Source organism: Methylibium sp. (genome assembly GCF_035762065.1).
Taxonomy (GTDB): domain Bacteria; phylum Pseudomonadota; class Gammaproteobacteria; order Burkholderiales; family Burkholderiaceae_C; genus Methylibium.
The window spans coordinates 1-16,930 of the sequence record NZ_DASTPW010000047.1 but is presented as its reverse complement, the minus strand read 5'-3'; the positions used below and the strand labels follow the sequence as shown (position 1 = coordinate 16,930).

Here is a 16,930-nt window from a genome sequence, read left to right as displayed (position 1 = left end):
GCGCCGGCCGCAACGCTGGCGCCTAGAGCTTCTGCGACTGCATGAAGCGGTCGAAGGTCGCCTCGGTGAAGCGGAACCACACGTTCTGCTCGGCGCGGAACTTCGAGTAGTTCTCGTAGACCTTCTTCCAGTCGGGGTTCTTGCCGGAGATGTCGGCGTAGAGGTCCATCGCCGACTTGAAGGCCGCGTTCATCACGTCGGCCGGGAACTGGTGCAGCTTGGCGCCGCCGCCAACCAGTTGCTTCAACGCGACCGGGTTGCGCGCGTCGTAGCGGGCCTGCATCTCCACATGCGCATGCGAGGCCGCGGCCTCGACCATCGACTTGTAGTCGGGCGTCAGCGCGTCGTAGGCCTTCTGGTTGAAGAAGAAGTCGAGCTGCGGGCCACCTTCCCAGAAGCCGGGGTAGTAGTAGTTGCCGGCGACCTTGTTGAAGCCGAGCTTGAGGTCGTCGTAGGGGCCGATCCACTCGGCCGCGTCGATCGTGCCCTTCTCGAGCGCGGGGTAGATGTCGCCGCCGGGAATGTTCTGCGCGACGACGCCCAGCGGCTCGAGCACCTTGCCGCCGAAGCCGCCGATGCGGAACTTCAGGCCCTTCAGGTCCGCCAGCGACTTGATCTGCTTGCGGAACCAGCCGCCCATCTGCGAGCCGGTGTTGCCGCCGGGGAAGCTGACGATGCCGTACTTCGCGTAGAACTCGCGCATCAGCTTCAGGCCGTCGCCCTCGTACATCCACGCGGTCATCTGGCGCGAGTTGAGGCCGAAGGGGATCGCGCAGCCGAGCGCGAAGGTCTCGTTCTTGCCGAAGAAGTAGTAGGGCGCGGTGTGCGCGCCTTCGACCGTGCCGTTCTGCACCGCGTCGACGACGCCGAAGGCCGGCATCAGCTCGCCGGCCGCGTGCACCGACACCTGGAACTTCCCGCCCGACATCTCGCCGAGCTTCTTCGAGAACACCTCGGCGGCGCCGAAGATCGTGTCGAGCGACTTCGGGAAGCTCGACGCGATGCGCCAGCGCACGTTGGCCTGCGCATGCACGATCGACGGCGCGGCGCCCGCGGCGAGCACCCCGGCCAGACCACCCAACTGCGCGGCCGAGCGGACGAAGGAACGACGTTCCATGGATCGGTCTCCTCTGAAGTCTTGCGTGTTCGAACCGCAAAAATTCTAGGAGCCGGCCTTCGCGCGCCCCCCGCGGGCTAACCCCGTGGGGGTCGTTGCGGATTCAGAGCCGCTGGCTTTGCATGAAGCGGTCGAAAGTCGCCTCGGTAAAGCGGAACCACACGTTCTCCTCGCCGCGAAAGCGTGCGTAGTCCTCGTAGACCTTCTTCCAGTTCGGGTTCCGGTCCGACAGCTCGGCATAGAACTCCATCGCGGCCTTGAACGAGGCGGTCATCACGTCGGCCGGGAAGGCGTGCAGCTTGGTGCCGCCGCCGACCAGCTGCTTGAGCGCGATCGGGTTCTTCGCGTCGTACTTCGCGAGCATGTCGATGTGCGCATGCGAGGCCGCCGCCTCGACCATCGCCTTGTAGTCGGTGCCGAGCGAATCCCAGGCCCTGCTGTTCACGTAGAACTCGAACCACGGCCCACCCTCCCAGAAGCCCGGGTAGTAGTAGTGCGGCGCGATCTTGTTGAAGCCCAGCCTCTGATCGTCGTAGGGGCCAACCCACTCGGCCGCGTCGATCGTGCCCTTCTCGAGCGCCGGGTAGATGTCGCCGCCCGGGATGTTCTGCGGCACGAGGCCGAGCCGTTCGAGCACCTTGCCGCCGAAGCCGCCGATGCGCATCTTCAGACCCTTCAGGTCGGCGACCGAGTTGATCTCCTTGCGAAACCAGCCGCCCATCTGCGCGCCGGTGGCGCCGCCCGGGAAGTTGACGATGTTGTAGCGGGCGTAGAACTCGCGCATCAGCTTCAGGCCGTTGCCTTCGTAGACCCATGCCGACATCTGCCGGGTGTTCAGGCCGAAGGGGATCGCGCAGCCGAGCGCAAAGGTCTCGTCCTTGCCGAAGAAGTAGTAGCCGGCCGAGTGCGCGCACTCGACGGTGGCGTTCTGCAGCGCATCGACCACCCCAAACGCGGGCACCAGTTCACCAGGCGCGTGCACGCTGATCTGGAACTTGCCGCCCGACATCTCGCCGACCTTCTTCGCGAAGGTTTCGGCGCAGCCGAAGTAGGTGTCGAGCGATTTCGGGAAGCTCGACGAGAGCCGCCAGCGGATGTTCGCCTGCGCGTGGACGATGGCCGGCGCGGCACCCGCCGCGAGCACGCCGGCGAGGCCGGCACCCTGGATCCAGGAACGACGTTGCATCGAGACGCTCTCCGTACTGCCGAGGAGCGTGCCCTGGTGCAAGGCCGATGCCACCGAAGGGCCGCATGCGGCCCTCGTTTACCCGGGAAGGCTCAACTTCCGGCGACCTTCATGCGCTCGATCAGCACCGAGCCGATCGTCTTGCCGCCCAGCGTGTAGGCATCGGCGCCGATCGCGACGATGCTCTTCAGCATCTCGCGCAGGTTGCCGGCGATCGTCACCTCGTGCACCGGATGCACGATGCGCCCGCGCTCGACCCAGAAGCCTGCGGCGCCGCGCGAGTAATCGCCGGTTACCGCGTTGACGCCCTGGCCCATCAGCTCGGTGACGAACAGGCCGCGGTCGAGCTTGCGCAGCATCGCGTCGAGATCGTCGCCGGCCTGCGTGAGCCGGCTGGTCAGCGCGAGGTTCTGCGAACCGCCGGCGTGCCCGGTGGTGCGCAGGCCCAGCTTTCGCGCCGAATAGCTCGAAAGAAAGTAGCCCGCCACGCGCCCGCCTTCGACGGCGCGGCGGTCGCGGGTGCGCACGCCCTCGTCGTCGAAGGGCGCGCTGGCCTTGCCCTTGCGAGTGTGCGGCGTCTCGTCGACGTCGATGTGCTCGGGGAAGATCGGCTGGCCGAGGCTGTCGAGCAGGAAGCTCGCCTTGCGGTAGAGCGCGCCGCCGCTGACCGCCTGCACGTAGGCCCCGAGCAGGCCGGCGGCGAGCGTCGATTCGTAGAGCACCGGCACTTCGCAGGTCTTGAGCTTGCGCGACTTCAGCCGCGCGAGCGTGCGCTCGGCGGCGTAGCGGCCGACCGACTCGGGCGAGGCGAGCTCGGTCGCGTCGCGCATCGACGAATACCAGGCATCGCGCTGCATGTCGTTGCCCGAGCCCGCGATCGGCGCGACCGACAGCGAGTGCCGCGAGCTCGCATAGCCGCCCCGGAAGCCGCGCGAATTGCCGGCGACGAAGTGCGACTGCTGGGCCGAGACGCCGCAGCCGTCGGAGTTGCGGATGCGGCGGTCGGTCGCGAAGGCCGCGTCCTCGCAGCGCAGCGCGATCTGCACCGCTTCTTCGGCGTCGATGGCCCAGGGGTGGAACAGGTCGAGGTCGAGCGCGGCTTCCTCGCGGGAGGCCAGGTCGTCGGCTTCGGGCAGGCCGGCAGCCGGGTCCTCGGCGGTGAACCGGGCGATGTCGTAGGCGGCGCGCACCGTCTGTTCGAGCGCCGCGCGGGAAAAGTCCGAGGTGCTCGCGTTGCCGCGCCGCTGGCCGAGGTAGACGGTGACGCCCAGCGACTTGTCGCGGTTGCGCTCGACGGTCTCGATGTCGCCCTTGCGCACCGAGACCGACAGGCCCGCGCCCTCGCTGACCTCGGCTGCGGCGTCGCTGGTGCCGAGGCTGCGCGCGAAGGCCAGCGCATCGTCGATCAGCTGTTCGAACTGCGCCGCGCTGTACGCGAAGCCTTGGGAAGCGGTCGCCATGGAGGATGTCTTCGGAGGTGGGATCGCGCCGCGAACGGGCCCGACCGAGGTGATGAAAAAGCTCGCAACTATGATAGCCAGCGACCTTCGACGGACCCCTTCGTGAACGCCCTTCTCGCCCCCGACCGCGACGACCGCGACCCCTCCGAACGCCCGAGCAAGACGGCGCAGAAGAAGGCGATGCACGAGCTGCAGGATCTCGGCGAGGCGCTGATGACGCTGCCCGATGCCCGCATCGATGCGCTCGGCCTCGGCGAATCGCTGCGCGATGCGATCGCGATGGCGCAGCGCACCCGGACCTTCGAAGGCCGGCGCCGCCAGATCCAGTACCTCGGCAAGCTGATGCGCAAGGCCGAGGCGGCCGGCGAGGTGGCGGCGATCCGCGAGGCGGTCGCCGCCTTCCAGCTCGGCCATGCGCAGGACGCGCTCGCGCTGCACCGCGCCGAGCGCTGGCGCGCCGAGCTGATCGCCGACGACGCGGCGCTCACCCGCTTCGTGCGCGAGCACCCGGCGAGCGACGCGCAGCACCTTCGCAACCTGATCCGCAACGCCCGCCGCGACTCCGTCACCGCCGACCCGGCGGCCGGCGTGACGCCGCGCCACGGCCGCGCCTACCGCGAGCTGTTCCAGTGGCTGCGCACGGCGCTCGGCGAAGCCGACGAGGCGCCGAATGACTGACACGATGAGCGCCCTCGACGCGGTGAAGATCGGCCTGGTCTCGGTCAGCGACCGCGCCTCGGCAGGCGTGTACCAGGACCAGGGCATCCCGGCGCTGCAGGACTGGCTCGGCCGCGCGCTGAAGAACCCGATCACCTGGGCGACGCGCCTGGTTCCCGACGAGCGCGAAGCGATCAGCGCCGCGCTGCGGGAGCTGGTCGACACCGAAGCCTGCGCGCTGGTGCTGACCACCGGCGGCACCGGCCCCGCGCCGCGTGACGTGACGCCCGAGGCGACGCTTGCGATCGCCGAGCGCGAGATGCCCGGCTTCGGCGAGCAGATGCGCCAGATCTCGCTGCGCTTCGTTCCTACCGCGATCCTGTCGCGGCAAGTCGCGGTGATCCGCGGCAAGACGCTGGTAATCAACCTGCCCGGCCAGCCGAAGTCGATCGCCGAGACGCTGCAGGGCCTGCCCGAGGCGGTCCCGCCGGCGCCCGGCATCTTCGCGGCAGTGCCCTACTGCATCGACCTGATCGGCGGGCCCTACCTCGAGACGCGCGACGAGGTGTGCAAGGCGTTCCGGCCGAAGAGCGCTGTGCGGGCGCCGCGCTCTTGAAGGGCTGCGCGGTGCGGGCGCCGCGCTCTTGAAGAGCTGCGCGGTGCCGGCGCCGCGCTCCTGAAGCGCGTGCGGGCCGCTACCTGACCAGCTGGTTCAGCGCCGCCGCGTCGAACTGCTCGCGCTTCTGCGCGTCTTCCGGCACGCAGTCGCTGGCGGCGCTGCGCTGCGAGAGCTTCTCGATCGCGCTCCACAGCATCGCGATCTGGTGCTCGTGGCCGGCGGCGTGGTCGATCAGGCCCTTCATCGCCTGCGCGACCGGGTCGTCGCCCTGCGTCACGCCGTAGGCCGAGAAGCCCATCTTGGCGGCGGCGGCCTCGCGCTGCACGTCGTCTTGCGCAGCGATGACGCGCGCCGGGTTGCCGACCGCGGTCGCGCCCGCCGGCACCGGCTTGGTGACCACCGCGCCGGAGCCGATGCGCGCGCCCGCGCCGACGACGAAGCCCCCCAGCACGCAGGCGTTCGCGCCCACGATCACACCGCGCTCCAGCGTCGGATGGCGCTTCGCGCCCTTGACGAGCGAGGTGCCGCCGAGCGTGACGCCCTGGTAGATGGTGCAGTCGTCGTGGATCTCCGCCATCTCGCCGATGACGACGCCCATGCCGTGGTCGATGAAGACGCGCCGGCCGAGCTGCGCGCCGGGGTGGATCTCGATGCCGGTCACGAAGCGGCCCAGGTGCGACAGCGCGCGCCCCAGCCATTTGAAGCCGCCGCGCCAGCAGGCATGCGCAGCGCGATGGATCAGCACCGCATGCAGGCCGGGATAGCAGGTCAGCACCTCGAAGACGTTGCGCGCGGCGGGGTCGCGTTCGAGGATGCAGTCGATGTCTTCGCGCAGTCGGCTGAGCATGGCTTGAGCGCACTCGTCGGGGTGCGCGAGTGTAGGGAGACCCACCTCACCGCTTCATCAGCGTGGTGGCGATCCCGCGCAGCAGGTGAACCTCTTCCTCGGTCGGCTGCGCGCGGTTGAGCAGCTGGTTCAGCCGCGGCATCAGCTTCTTCGGCGCCGCCGGGTCGAGGTGGCCCACGTGCACCAGCGCGTGTCGCCAGTGCTCGAGCAACCCCTGCACCGCGGCGGCGTCGGCGAGGCGCGCGTCGGCCGTGCGCGCGACGACCGGGTAGCCGCCCAGCGCCTGGCGCCATTCGTAGGCGACGAGCTGGACCGCCTGCGCGAGGTTGAGCGAGCCGTAGTCGGGATGCGTCGGGATGCTCAGGCAGGCATGGCAGCGCCAGACGTCTTCGTTGGCGAGCCCGTAGCGCTCGCTGCCGAAGACGAAGGCGACGCGCTGCCCGCCCGCCGCAAGCCGCGGCAGCAGCTCGCGCGGCGCCTGCGTCGGCGGGCCGAAGTCGCGCGGCGTCATCGCGGTGGCGCAGGCGTGGTGCACGCCGTCGAGCGCCTCGGCCAGGGTCGGCACCACGCGGCTGCGCGCCAGGATGTCGGCCGCGCCGCTGGCCATCGCGACCGCTTCTTCGCGGCTAGCCACGTCCGCGAAGCGCGGCGCGACCAGCACCAGCTCGGCGAAGCCCATCACCTTCATCGCGCGCGCGGCCGCGCCGACGTTGCCGGCATGGCTGGTGCCGACGAGGACGAAGCGGGTCGAATCGAGGGAGGGCGTGTTCATCGCGGGGCGAAGCAGGGAGCCGCATAAACTCGCGGCCTTCGGGTTCGGCCCGATTGTCGGCACGCCGGCGATCGCGTGCCTTCGGCCCCCGCTCCTTCCCACCGCCACCGCCTGCCCTGCTGCCCCGCCTTTGCGGCGGGCGGCCCGACCGATGTCCCAAGCCCTGCATCCGATGCTCAACACCGCCGTCAAGGCCGCGCGCGCGGCCGGGGCGATCATCAACCGGGCCTCGCTGGACCTCGACCGCATCGCCGTCGATCGCAAGGGCCACAACGACTTCGTCACCGAGGTCGATCAGGCGGCGGAACAGGCGGTGATCGACGTGTTGCTCGGCGCCTACCCCGGGCACGGCATCCTCGCCGAGGAGTCGGGCCGCGAGCGCGGTGCGAAGGACAGCGAATACCTTTGGATCATCGATCCGCTCGACGGCACCACCAACTTCATCCACGGCTTTCCCGTCTACGCGACCTCGATCGCGCTGGCGTTTCGCGGCAAGGTCGAGCAGGCGGTGGTGTACGACCCGGCGCGCAACGACCTCTTCATCGCGAGCAAGGGCCGCGGCGCCTTCCTGAACGACAAGCGCCTGCGCGTCTCGAAGCGCACGCGGCTCACCGAAGCGCTCATCGGCACCGGCTTCCCGTTCCGCCGCGGCGACAACTTCAAGCGCTACCTGAAGATGTTCGAGGAGGTCATGAGCCAGTGCGCCGGCCTGCGCCGGCCCGGTGCCGCGGCGCTCGACCTCTGCTACGTGGCGGCCGGCTGGTACGACGGCTTCTTCGAGACCGGCCTGTCGCCCTGGGACGTCGCGGCCGGCTCGCTGATGGTCACCGAGGCCGGCGGCCTGATCGGCAACTTCACCGGCGAAAGCGACTTCCTCTACCAGCGCGAGATCGTCGCGGGCAACCCGAAGGTCTACGCGCAGCTCGTCGGCCTGCTCAAGCCCTACACGCGCACGATCGATGCCGTCGCACCGGCGCCGCCGGCCCCGGGCGAAGCCACCGTCGACGCGGGCGATGCGACCGCCGCCTTCGTTGCCGCCCAGGCCGAACCGCAAGCCGCCGCGGCTGCACCCGCCGCACCGACGCGCAAGCCGCCGGTGCGCATCCGCAAGGAAGCCGCCGCCGCGGCCAAGCCCGCGCGCGACGACGACGAAGCCCCGTTCTGAACCGAAACGCCCTCCGCTGCCCCGACCATGAGCGCCTTCCTCGAAGAAAAAGTCCTGAGCGTCCACCACTGGACCGATCGCCTCTTCACCTTCACCACGACGCGCGACCAGGCGCTGCGTTTCTCGAACGGCCACTTCACGATGATCGGCCTGAAGGTCGAAGGCAAGCCGCTGCTGCGCGCCTACAGCATCGTGAGCCCGAACTACGAGGAACACCTCGAGTTCCTGAGCATCAAGGTGCCCGACGGCCCGCTCACTTCGCGCCTGCAGCACGTGCAGGTGGGCGACACGATCCTCGTCGGCCGCAAGCCGACCGGAACGCTGCTGATCGACTACCTCCTGCCGGCGAAGCGGCTCTACCTGTTCGGCACCGGCACCGGCCTGGCGCCCTTCATGGCGATCATTCGCGACCCGCAGACCTACGAGAAGTTCGAGGAAGTCGTGCTCGTTCACGGCGTGCGGCAGGTCGAGGAACTGGCGTACCACGAGCTGCTCACCGAGCACCTGCCGCAGCACGAATTCCTCGGCGAAACCATCGCGAAGCAGCTGCGCTACGTGCCGACCGTCACCCGCGAGAGCTTCCGCACGATGGGCCGGATCACCGAGCTGATCGAAACCGGCAAGCTGTTCGCCGACCTGGGCGTTCCGACCCTCGCCCCCGCCGAGGACCGCGTCATGATCTGCGGCAGCCCCGAGATGCTGCGCGACCTGAAGCACGCGCTCGAGACGCGCGGCTTCAAGGAAGGCAACACCTCGACGCCGGGCGAGTTCGTGATCGAACGGGCGTTTGCGGAGTCCTGAACGCGTGGTGCGTGCGCCGGGTGCGCCGCAGCGTGTGGTCTCTGTCCTACCCCAGGGCGGCCTGTGAAGGCCGTGCCGCGCTGGAAGGGCGCAAGGCATGATTGCTGCAATGCAACATACCTTTGAAGGACGCCCGTTGAACCTCCATGCGATCACCGAAACGATCGACCGCGCCCTGACGGCCGCGGGCCTGACCGCCGAGGCGCCCCGGCTCGGCTCGATCCGAACCACCATCGACGATGCGCTCGCGGTCGCGGGTCTCACGCCCGGCCCGGCGCCACGCGCTCCGGCGCCCGCACGGCCCGCGCCGGCCGGCTCGGATGCCGCCTCGGGCTTCAGCGTGATCGACACCGACGGTCGCACGATCGAAGCGCCGCCTCGACCCGGCACCGGCAGCTTCGTCAAGGCGCGCCACACGGGCGCCCAGGGCTCGCTCGACTACAAGCTCTACCTGCCCGCCGGCCACGACGAGAAGCCGATGCCGCTGATCGTGATGCTGCACGGCTGCACCCAGGACCCCGACGACTTCGCGGCCGGCACGCGCATGAACGAACTGGCCGAGCGGCACGGCTTCCTCGTCGCTTATCCCGAGCAGACGGCGCGTGCCAACGGCGCGCGCTGCTGGAACTGGTTCGAGCCCGCGCAGCAGGGCCGTGACGGCCGCGAGCCGGCCTTGATCGCCGGCATGGTGGGCGCGATCGCCGAGCAGCATGCGGTCGAGCCGGGGCGCGTGTTCGTCGCGGGCCTCTCGGCCGGCGCGGCGATGGCGGTGCTGCTCGGCCGCAACCACCCCGAGCTCTTCGCCGGGGTTGCCGCGCACTCGGGCCTGCCCGCGGGCATTGCGCACGACGTGCCCTCGGCGTTCGCCGCGATGAAGGGCCGCCGCGCCAAGCTGCCGGCCACGCCGACGCCGCGCGGCCCGGCGCGCGAGGGCGTGCCGACGATCGTCTTCCACGGCGACGCCGACACGACAGTGGTGATCGCCAACGGCAAGACGATCGCGCGCGACGCGGTCGCGGCCTTCGAAGGCCAGCAGGGCGCGCCGCTCGAGCGCGTGCTGCGCGTCGAGACGCCCGCCACCGCGCGCCGCCGCTGCACCACGACCGAGTTCGCTGACGAGTCGGGCCGCACCGTGGTGGAGGAATGGGTGATCCACGGCGGCGAGCACGCCTGGGCAGGCGGCAGCGCTGCGGGCAGCTACACCGATGTGAGCGGCCCGGACGCCTCGGCCGAGATCGTTCGGTTTTTCTTGCAGCTACAGCGATAGCCCCTGCGCGCCTGGTGATGCCGCCGGCGCGCCGCGCCGCGCGCGCAGCACGAGCCGCCAGACCATGAAGCCGACGACGATGAGGTTGGCCGAGAAGGTCACGACGATGCGCAGCGGCGTCACGCGCGCGGCGAGTTCGGCGATCTCGTACGACAGGTAGATGCCGCTGCTCGCCGCCGCGAGCCATTCGGCCCAGCTGCGCTCGCGCCACAGGCCATACGCCTCGACGAGGCGCAGCAGCGCGTAGAGCATCGCCAGTCACGCCAGCATCAGCAGCCCGCGGTCGTCGACGTGGCTCGCGGCTTCGAGGAAGACCTGCGGCAGGCGCTTGGCCGGATTGAGGTGCAGGTGCTGAACCAGGGCATAGGCGACGCGCTGCACGTCGCGGCCGAGGAGGCCGAAGTTGGCGAGGAGCACGAGGGCGCCTTTGAGGGCTTCGAAGGTGGCGACGAGGCGGATGGCGGTGAGGTGGGAGAGATGGGCAGGGGGGGCTAGTGCATCTCGTTTGACACGGTGGCCTTGGCCGCCATGCGCAACGCCGCTTGTGCTCCGAAAGGCGGCTGCTCTTGATCTGCTCTAGGCAATCAACGCTCTCGTGAGAAGAACTAGGCGAACAAGCGACCGCACAAAGCTTTTGCCGCGGCATCGTTCGCCTTAGACCACTCGTTGACGAAGTAGCTCATCAATGCTTCCTGCGAGCGGTCCGGTGCCCATGCTCTCTTAACTGCAATCTGGCTAGCAATTTCATCCACCGTTTGCTTGCACCTCTTTCGCTTCGCCCCACCGGCTAAAGCTACATGAGCATTTGCGGTAGCGACAGGGATCACTAGATTGTTCGTAGTCGTGAAGTGCTGGATGCCCAGGCGATGTTGGTTCACGTCGCCTCGAAGCATGTCACAAAAGCCAACCTCCGGTGTCCACGGAAGGTAGGACGCGTTAGGACTAAGTCGACGGAAAAGCTCCTGAAGGGTGTTTAGTGGGGGTATTGGCTGCCCTGCCACCGCTTTTGGTGGGTCACAGAACTCCGCAGAGTCGGCATCGAGCGCAGCTTGCCTATTGGTCATTGGAGGCACGAACGCCCCGCTACGCTCAAGGAATCGAAGCACTTCGAGATAGCCTCCAATGACGGCCACCATCACAGATGGAATGCTCTTGTCGTGCTCGACGCTTATGAGGTGCAGTCGATGCAACTCTTCAACACATTGCTTTGCAGCCACATCTTCAACAAAGATCAGCTTGTCAGGCGATGTTTCCTCACCTAGTGCAAGGTGTTGCAAAGCGAACGTTGGATAGACGTTGCGGTGGACGGTGACTTCGCCATCGTTGTTCTCAAGATAGATGATGTCCTTCCGCCGAACGCTCTTGATCAAACTTGCGGAGTGAGTGGATACAAGAACAGTGCAATTGACACCGTTTGCGAGCTTCTCAATCTCATTAAACAGGCGCACTTGCGCGGCCGGGTGCAAGGCCATTTCAAACTCGTCGACGATGTACAGCCCTTGTTGCTTCATCTTGAGCAATTTCTGACCCAGTCGCATCACGCACAGTTCACCAAGACTAAACGCCTTCTCCGAGTACCACGATTTCTTCTTGTCCCCTGGCTGGGTCTTATCGATGAGGTGAGCGGCGGTTCCTCTTCCCCTTAAGTTGATCTTGAAGAGCAAATTGAACTTGGTTGTGTCGAATACCGCATTCATGAAGGCGCGCAGTGCCTCGTCAGCGGCCAGTTTCTTGGCGCCCTTCAAGTCTTCTTGCGTTGGCTCTACACGCGAAGAGTCAGCCTTCAAGAACAGCACCTCACTGAACGCTTTCGCTACAAGCTGTGAATTTGCCTTTGGCGTCGCAGACCAGCGAATCCGGTTGTAGCGATATGACACCTCTTTGCTATCGATGAGGTAGTGAATCGTGGCGTCAACAAGGCCATCAATACCAGACAGTTGTCGGCCTCCCGGCAGACCAGTCTGAAACGCAAATCTGTTTCCAATGCGGTGAAGGCAAGTAAGCAGTGAAGTCTTTCCGCAGCCATTAGCGCCGGTGACGATGAACGCACCTTTTGTCGGTACGTCGAACTCAAGCTTCTTGATTGACTTTAGGTTTGTAATCGTGACCTTGGTAGCCATTTAGCCTCCTCCTTCTTATGCCCCCAAGAAGGATTCTATCGAATGTAGCAAACGTTCACACCACGGCCGCAAACGCAGTCAGCGCTAGGCGCCATTAGGTGGCCCTTTGCGTCGATGCATTGAATGTCTGCGTGTCGGTGTTGGAACTCCCAAACTGCACTTCGCCCTAGGGGTCGAGTCCCACATCGGTCGCGCAAGACACTGGTGATTCGTGTGGCGACGTCTCGCAATGATCCCGCAGTCTCGGCTGTGCATTGGAAGCAGCACCTCTGAACGGCGAGCGGGCGCAATCTTCAAGGACCGCTAGCGTCTGATACCCGTCGGTTACGGTTCGTCGTCGACCGGCGGGAACCGCCGCATTGCGGTCGTCGATGCCCCCCCGACGAATGCCCGCAGATGTTCAACACCACCGCGCGCAAGCTCCAATCGCCCCCCGAATGCAAGGCCACATCAAACGCCTCCGCGCCCAAGCCGCCCACGCCGCGCGGCAATCGCCGCCCACCCCCTCTCACCCGATCTGCCCCCTCTGCTCCCGCCCCATCCCCGCCTCGCAACGCGACGCACACCACCTGATCCCCAAGTCCCACGGCGGCACGCAGACCGCCTGGTTGCATCGCATCTGCCACCGCCAGATCCACGCGCTGTTCACCGAGGCCGAGCTGGCGCGCAGCTTTCACCACGTCGAGGCCTTGCGGGCGCATCCGGACATCGCGCGCTTCGTCGCATGGGTGCGTACGAAGCCGGATGACTTTCACGAGCGCACGCGCCGGAGCACGCGCTTGCGCGGGCGATAAGGCTCGCCAGCTCATGCGGCGTTGACAGCCCGCACGCCTGCGCAGGAAGTGACGGCCACCGCCTTCGTCACAATCACGCCCCGCCTCGCGGCCCACGGCCCGACGGCGCACCGCCGCCCCATGAAGACCCCGCCTGCGCTGCCGCCGATCGACGCCACGGCCCCCGATGTCTCGGCCCACACGCCGATGATGGGCCAGTACCTGCGCATCAAGGCCGCGCATCCCGACACGCTCGTGCTCTACCGCATGGGCGACTTCTACGAGTTGTTCTACGACGACGCGCGGCGCGCGCACCGGCTGCTCGACATCACGCTGACGCAGCGCGGCCAGAGCGCCGGCGAGCCGGTGGTGATGGCCGGCGTGCCGGCGCATTCGCTCGAGAGCTACCTCGCGAAGCTGGTGAAGCTGGGCGAGTCGGTCGCGATCGCCGAGCAGGTCGGCGAGGTCGGTGCGAACAAGGGCCCGGTCGAGCGCAAGGTCACGCGCATCGTGACGCCCGGCACCGTCACCGACAGCGAGCTGATGCCCGAACGCGCCGACACGCTGCTGCTTGCGCTGCAGGTGCATCGCTCGGGCTTCGGGCTCGCCTGGCTGGGGCTTGCGAGCGGCACGCTGGGCGTCGCCGAGTGCTCGGCGGCGGAGCTGGCCGGCTGGGTCGCGCGGTTGGAGCCGGCGGAGATCCTGGTACCGGCCGGCGCGACGGTGCCCGCGCTCGACGGCCGCGCGCTCACGCCGCGGCCGGCCTGGCAGTTCGACGCGGCGCTCGGCGTGCGCAGGCTGTGCGAGCAGTTGCGCGTCGCCGGCCTCGCGGGCTTCCAGGCCGAGGCGATGGCGCTGGCGCATGCCGCCGCGGCGGCGTTGCTCGGCTATGCGGAGCACACGCAGGGCCGGGCGCTCGCGCACATCGACACGCTGAACGTCGAGCGCTGCGCCGACCTGATCGAGCTGCCGCCGGCGACGCTGCGCAACCTGGAATTGGTGCGCACGCTGCGCGGCGAAGAGGCGCCGACGCTGCTGTCGCTGCTCGACGTGTGCCGCAGCGGCATGGGCAGCCGCGCGCTGCGGCACTGGTTGACGCATCCGGCCCGCGCGCGCGAGGCGGCGACCGCGCGGCACTCGGCGATCGCGGCATTGATCGAGCACGGTTTCGAGCCGCTGCGCGAAGCGCTGCGCGGCATCAGCGACGTCGAGCGGATCACCTCGCGCATCGCGCTGCGGCAATCGCGCCCGCGCGAACTGGCCGGGCTGCGCGCGACGCTTGCGGCCTTGCCGGCCTTGGTCGCGACGCTGCCGGCGGCCGGCGGGCTGCTTGCGCAGCTCGCAGCCGATCTGCATCCCGACGCCTCGATCGCCGCGCTGCTCGCCCGCGCCATCGCCGACGAGCCGGCGGTGCTGCTGCGCGACGGCGGCGTGATCGCCGCCGGCTTCGATGCCGAGCTCGACGAGCTGCGCTCGATCGCGCAGAACTGCGACGCCTTCCTGCTCGACCTCGAAGCGCGCGAACGCGCGCGCACCGGCATCGCGAACCTGCGCGTGCAGTTCAACCGCGTGCACGGCTTCTTCATCGAGGTGACGCAGGGCCAGGCCGCGAAGGTGCCGGCCGACTACCGGCGCCGCCAGACGATGAAGAACGCCGAGCGCTTCATCACGCCGGAGCTGAAGGCTTTCGAGGACAAGGCGCTGTCGGCACAGGAGCGCTCGCTCCTGCGCGAGAAGCTGCTGTACGAAAGCGTGCTCGATGCGCTCCAGCCGCAGCTTCCGGCGCTTGCCCGCGCCGGCCGCGCGCTGGCCGCGCTCGACGCGCTCGCGGCGCTCGCGGAGCGCGCGCAGACGCTCGGCTGGTGCCGGCCCGAGTTCTGCCGCCACCCCTGCATCGAGATCGAGGCGGGCCGGCACCCGGTCGTCGAAGCGCGGCTCGCAGAAACCGGCCGCGGCGCCTTCATCGCCAACGACTGCCGGCTCGACGCGAAGCAGCGCATGCTCGTGATCACCGGCCCGAACATGGGCGGCAAATCGACCTACATGCGGCAGGTCGCGCTCGCGGTGCTGCTCGCGTCGATCGGCTCCTACGTGCCGGCCAAGCGCTGCCGGCTCGGGCCGATCGATGCGATCCACACCCGCATCGGCGCGGCCGACGACCTGGCCAACGCGCAATCGACCTTCATGCTCGAGATGACCGAGGCGGCGGCCATCGCGCACGGCGCCACCGAGCACAGCCTGGTGCTGATGGACGAGATCGGCCGCGGCACGAGCACCTTCGACGGACTGGCGCTGGCCGGCGCGATCGCGAGCCACCTGCACGACCGGAACCGCGCGTTCACGCTGTTCGCGACGCACTACTTCGAGCTGACCGCGTTCCCCGAAAAGCACCCGGGCGCGCTGAACGTGCACGTCAGCGCGGCGGAGGGTTCCGGCGGCAGCGCGGGCCGCGAGATCGTCTTCCTGCACGAGATCCAGAGCGGCCCCGCCAGCCGCAGCTACGGCGTGCAGGTGGCGCGGCTCGCGGGCATGCCGGGCTCGGTGGTGCGGCAGGCGCAGGCGACGCTCGTCGCGCTGGAAGCGCAGCAGCGCTCGGGCGAGGCGCAGGTCGATCTGTTCGCCGTGCCGCCGGCCGTGGCAAGCGCCGCGCCGAGCGCCGTCGAGCAGCAGCTGGCCGCCATCGAACCCGATACATTGAGCCCGCGCGAGGCGCTGGAAGCGCTCTACCGCCTCAAGAAAACCTTGATCGACAGCCGCGAGATTGCTTCATGACCTATTGCGTCGGCGTGCGCCTCAATGCCGGGCTGGTGTTCCTCTCCGACTCGCGCACGAATGCCGGGCTCGATGCGATCGCGACCTTCCGCAAGATGATCGTCTACGAGCGCCCCGGCGACCGCTTCATGGTGCTGCTTTCGGCCGGCAACCTGAGCATCAGTCAATCGGTGCGCGAGATCCTGCAGGTCGAGAAGATCGACGACGGCGTCGGCGAGCCGCTGACCATCTGGAACGCACGCAGCATGTTCGACGCGGTGCGCGTGCTCGGCGCCGCGGTGCGCCGCGTGCAGGAGCAGGACGGCCCGTCGTTCAAGCGGGCCGGCATCGACTTCAACGCGACGATGATCTTCGGCGGCCAGATCGGCAACGAGTCGATGCGGCTGTTCCTCGTCTACTCGGCCGGCAACTTCATCGAGGCCACGCGCGAAACGCCCTACTTCCAGATCGGCGAGAGCAAGTACGGCAAGCCCATCCTCGACCGCGTGATCACGCCATACACCAGCCTCGACGACGCGGCGAAGTGCGTGCTGGTGTCGATGGACTCGACGCTGAAGTCGAACCTGTCGGTCGGCCTGCCGCTGGACCTGCTCGTCTACCGCGCCGGCGAGCTGCACAGCGACCAGATCGTCTGCATCGACGAACACAACCCGTACTTCCGCATGATCCACGGCAGCTGGGGCCAGCGCCTGCGCGACGTGTTCGAGAGCCTCGACGCGCCGCAATGGGACGGCCACGGCGCGGCGGCACATCCGCTGCGGGTCGAATCGATGCGGCACGAGCCGATGCGCAAGATCCGCAACTCGGACGAAAAAATAGTTTGATCACCCCCGTTGCGGCTTCGCCGCTCCTTCTCGGGCGGGCGCCGCTGGCGGCCCGGCGAAGCCGGATCCGCGGCGGCCGCTGGGTTGGAGCTGCGCTTGATCGAGCGATGGCGAAGTTGTTCGAACCGTGACGCGTCGCATCGTCTTCTCACACGCGAACGGCTTTCCCGCCGGCAGCTACCGCCAGCTCTTCGAGCGCTGGCGCGAGGCCGGCTGGCAGGTGAGCGCGCTGCCGCGCATCGGGCACGACCCGGCGTTCCCGGTGTCGCGCAACTGGCCGCACCTGCGCGACGAGCTGATCGCCTTCGTCGAGCGCCAGTCGCCAGGCGAGCCGGCGGTGCTCGTCGGCCATTCGCTCGGCGGCTTCCTGGGCCTGATGCTCGCGCTCGAGCGGCCGGAGCTCGCGCGCGGCATCGTGCTGCTCGATTCGCCGGTGATCGCCGGCTGGCGCGCGCGCGTGCTGCGCTGGGCGCAGGAGCGGCCGCGCGTGCTGCGGCGCTTCTCGCCGTCGACGGTGAGCCGGCGGCGCCGCCAGTATTGGGAAAGCCTC

At 68.4% G+C, this 16,930-nt stretch carries 15 protein-coding genes and 1 pseudogene; 9 read left to right on the top strand and 7 right to left on the bottom strand.

The genetic code is table 11. From position 1 onward, the window contains the following. Positions 1 to 22 precede the first annotated feature (22 nt). From VFR90_RS13640 to pmbA, 3 genes are all read right to left on the bottom strand, one after another. On the bottom strand, positions 23 to 1,117 hold the full coding sequence (locus tag VFR90_RS13640; protein ID WP_326406693.1) for a TRAP transporter substrate-binding protein: 1,095 nt from the start codon (positions 1,115 to 1,117) through the stop codon (positions 23 to 25). A 103-nt stretch (positions 1,118 to 1,220) separates the two neighbouring features. Beyond that, entirely contained in the window at positions 1,221 to 2,303 is a 1,083-nt protein-coding gene (locus tag VFR90_RS13635) for a TRAP transporter substrate-binding protein (RefSeq protein ID WP_326406692.1), read from the bottom strand. A gap of 92 nt (positions 2,304 to 2,395) precedes the next feature. Then, on the bottom strand, positions 2,396 to 3,763 hold the full coding sequence (gene pmbA, locus VFR90_RS13630; protein WP_326406691.1) for a metalloprotease PmbA: 1,368 nt from the start codon (positions 3,761 to 3,763) through the stop codon (positions 2,396 to 2,398). Between the two features lie 102 nt (positions 3,764 to 3,865). Between pmbA and yjgA the strand changes: the two genes are divergently transcribed. Both yjgA and mog read left to right on the top strand, forming a co-directional pair. Next, on the top strand, positions 3,866 to 4,441 hold the full coding sequence (yjgA, locus tag VFR90_RS13625; protein ID WP_326406690.1) for a ribosome biogenesis factor YjgA: 576 nt from the start codon (positions 3,866 to 3,868) through the stop codon (positions 4,439 to 4,441). Between the two features lie 4 nt (positions 4,442 to 4,445). Next, complete coding sequence (mog, locus tag VFR90_RS13620) at positions 4,446 to 5,036, top strand: molybdopterin adenylyltransferase (protein WP_326406689.1); 591 nt, start codon at positions 4,446 to 4,448, stop codon at positions 5,034 to 5,036. 79 nt (positions 5,037 to 5,115) lie between these two features. Here the strand turns inward: mog and cysE are convergent, their stop codons facing one another. Then, complete coding sequence (gene cysE, locus VFR90_RS13615) at positions 5,116 to 5,886, bottom strand: serine O-acetyltransferase (RefSeq protein ID WP_326406688.1); 771 nt, start codon at positions 5,884 to 5,886, stop codon at positions 5,116 to 5,118. Positions 5,887 to 5,932: 46 nt separating this feature from the next. Then, positions 5,933 to 6,658, bottom strand: coding sequence for an RNA methyltransferase (locus tag VFR90_RS13610; RefSeq protein WP_326406687.1), 726 nt, complete (start codon positions 6,656 to 6,658; stop codon positions 5,933 to 5,935). Between the two features lie 151 nt (positions 6,659 to 6,809). On the opposite strand from VFR90_RS13610, the gene VFR90_RS13605 reads away from it, so the two are divergent. From VFR90_RS13605 to VFR90_RS13595, 3 genes are all read left to right on the top strand, one after another. Continuing rightward, the gene (locus VFR90_RS13605; protein WP_326406686.1) at positions 6,810 to 7,823 is read left to right on the top strand and encodes an inositol monophosphatase family protein; all 1,014 of its coding nucleotides are present in this window, start codon (positions 6,810 to 6,812) and stop codon (positions 7,821 to 7,823) included. 27 nt (positions 7,824 to 7,850) lie between these two features. Beyond that, positions 7,851 to 8,624, top strand: coding sequence for a ferredoxin--NADP reductase (locus tag VFR90_RS13600; protein ID WP_326406685.1), 774 nt, complete (start codon positions 7,851 to 7,853; stop codon positions 8,622 to 8,624). 136 nt (positions 8,625 to 8,760) lie between these two features. Next, positions 8,761 to 9,891: an extracellular catalytic domain type 1 short-chain-length polyhydroxyalkanoate depolymerase gene (locus tag VFR90_RS13595; RefSeq protein ID WP_326406684.1), complete on the top strand. Its 1,131-nt coding sequence runs from the start codon at positions 8,761 to 8,763 to the stop codon at positions 9,889 to 9,891. On the opposite strand, the pseudogene VFR90_RS13590 reads toward VFR90_RS13595, so the two are convergent. Continuing rightward, positions 9,880 to 10,350: pseudogene (locus VFR90_RS13590) on the bottom strand (DUF2127 domain-containing protein). The gene VFR90_RS13595 and the pseudogene VFR90_RS13590 overlap by 12 nt on opposite strands. A gap of 146 nt (positions 10,351 to 10,496) precedes the next feature. Beyond that, on the bottom strand, positions 10,497 to 12,011 hold the full coding sequence (locus VFR90_RS13585; protein WP_326406683.1) for an ATP-dependent nuclease: 1,515 nt from the start codon (positions 12,009 to 12,011) through the stop codon (positions 10,497 to 10,499). 437 nt (positions 12,012 to 12,448) lie between these two features. Here VFR90_RS13585 and VFR90_RS13580 point away from each other — a divergent pair, with 437 nt between their 5' ends. From VFR90_RS13580 to VFR90_RS13565, 4 genes are all read left to right on the top strand, one after another. Beyond that, on the top strand, positions 12,449 to 12,805 hold the full coding sequence (locus tag VFR90_RS13580; protein WP_326406682.1) for an HNH endonuclease: 357 nt from the start codon (positions 12,449 to 12,451) through the stop codon (positions 12,803 to 12,805). 120 nt (positions 12,806 to 12,925) lie between these two features. Next, positions 12,926 to 15,556, top strand: coding sequence for a DNA mismatch repair protein MutS (gene mutS, locus VFR90_RS13575; RefSeq protein WP_326406681.1), 2,631 nt, complete (start codon positions 12,926 to 12,928; stop codon positions 15,554 to 15,556). Beyond that, entirely contained in the window at positions 15,553 to 16,380 is an 828-nt protein-coding gene (locus VFR90_RS13570; RefSeq protein ID WP_326406680.1) for a proteasome-type protease, read from the top strand. Before mutS ends, VFR90_RS13570 begins: the two co-directional genes overlap by 4 nt. Before the next feature lie 127 nt (positions 16,381 to 16,507). Next, positions 16,508 to 16,930 (top strand): alpha/beta hydrolase (locus tag VFR90_RS13565; protein WP_326406679.1); only part of this gene is annotated, 423 nt, incomplete at its 3' end.

Coding starts and splice junctions, on each gene's coding strand:
- VFR90_RS13640 (WP_326406693.1), bottom strand. CDS start 1,117: ATGGAACGTCGTTCCTTCGTCCGCTCGGCCGCGCAGTTGGGTGGTCTG.
- VFR90_RS13635 (WP_326406692.1), bottom strand. CDS start 2,303: ATGCAACGTCGTTCCTGGATCCAGGGTGCCGGCCTCGCCGGCGTGCTC.
- pmbA (WP_326406691.1), bottom strand. CDS start 3,763: ATGGCGACCGCTTCCCAAGGCTTCGCGTACAGCGCGGCGCAGTTCGAA.
- mog (WP_326406689.1), top strand. CDS start 4,446: ATGAGCGCCCTCGACGCGGTGAAGATCGGCCTGGTCTCGGTCAGCGAC.
- cysE (WP_326406688.1), bottom strand. CDS start 5,886: ATGCTCAGCCGACTGCGCGAAGACATCGACTGCATCCTCGAACGCGAC.
- VFR90_RS13610 (WP_326406687.1), bottom strand. CDS start 6,658: ATGAACACGCCCTCCCTCGATTCGACCCGCTTCGTCCTCGTCGGCACC.
- VFR90_RS13605 (WP_326406686.1), top strand. CDS start 6,810: ATGTCCCAAGCCCTGCATCCGATGCTCAACACCGCCGTCAAGGCCGCG.
- VFR90_RS13600 (WP_326406685.1), top strand. CDS start 7,851: ATGAGCGCCTTCCTCGAAGAAAAAGTCCTGAGCGTCCACCACTGGACC.
- VFR90_RS13585 (WP_326406683.1), bottom strand. CDS start 12,011: ATGGCTACCAAGGTCACGATTACAAACCTAAAGTCAATCAAGAAGCTT.
- VFR90_RS13580 (WP_326406682.1), top strand. CDS start 12,449: ATGCAAGGCCACATCAAACGCCTCCGCGCCCAAGCCGCCCACGCCGCG.
- mutS (WP_326406681.1), top strand. CDS start 12,926: ATGAAGACCCCGCCTGCGCTGCCGCCGATCGACGCCACGGCCCCCGAT.
- VFR90_RS13570 (WP_326406680.1), top strand. CDS start 15,553: ATGACCTATTGCGTCGGCGTGCGCCTCAATGCCGGGCTGGTGTTCCTC.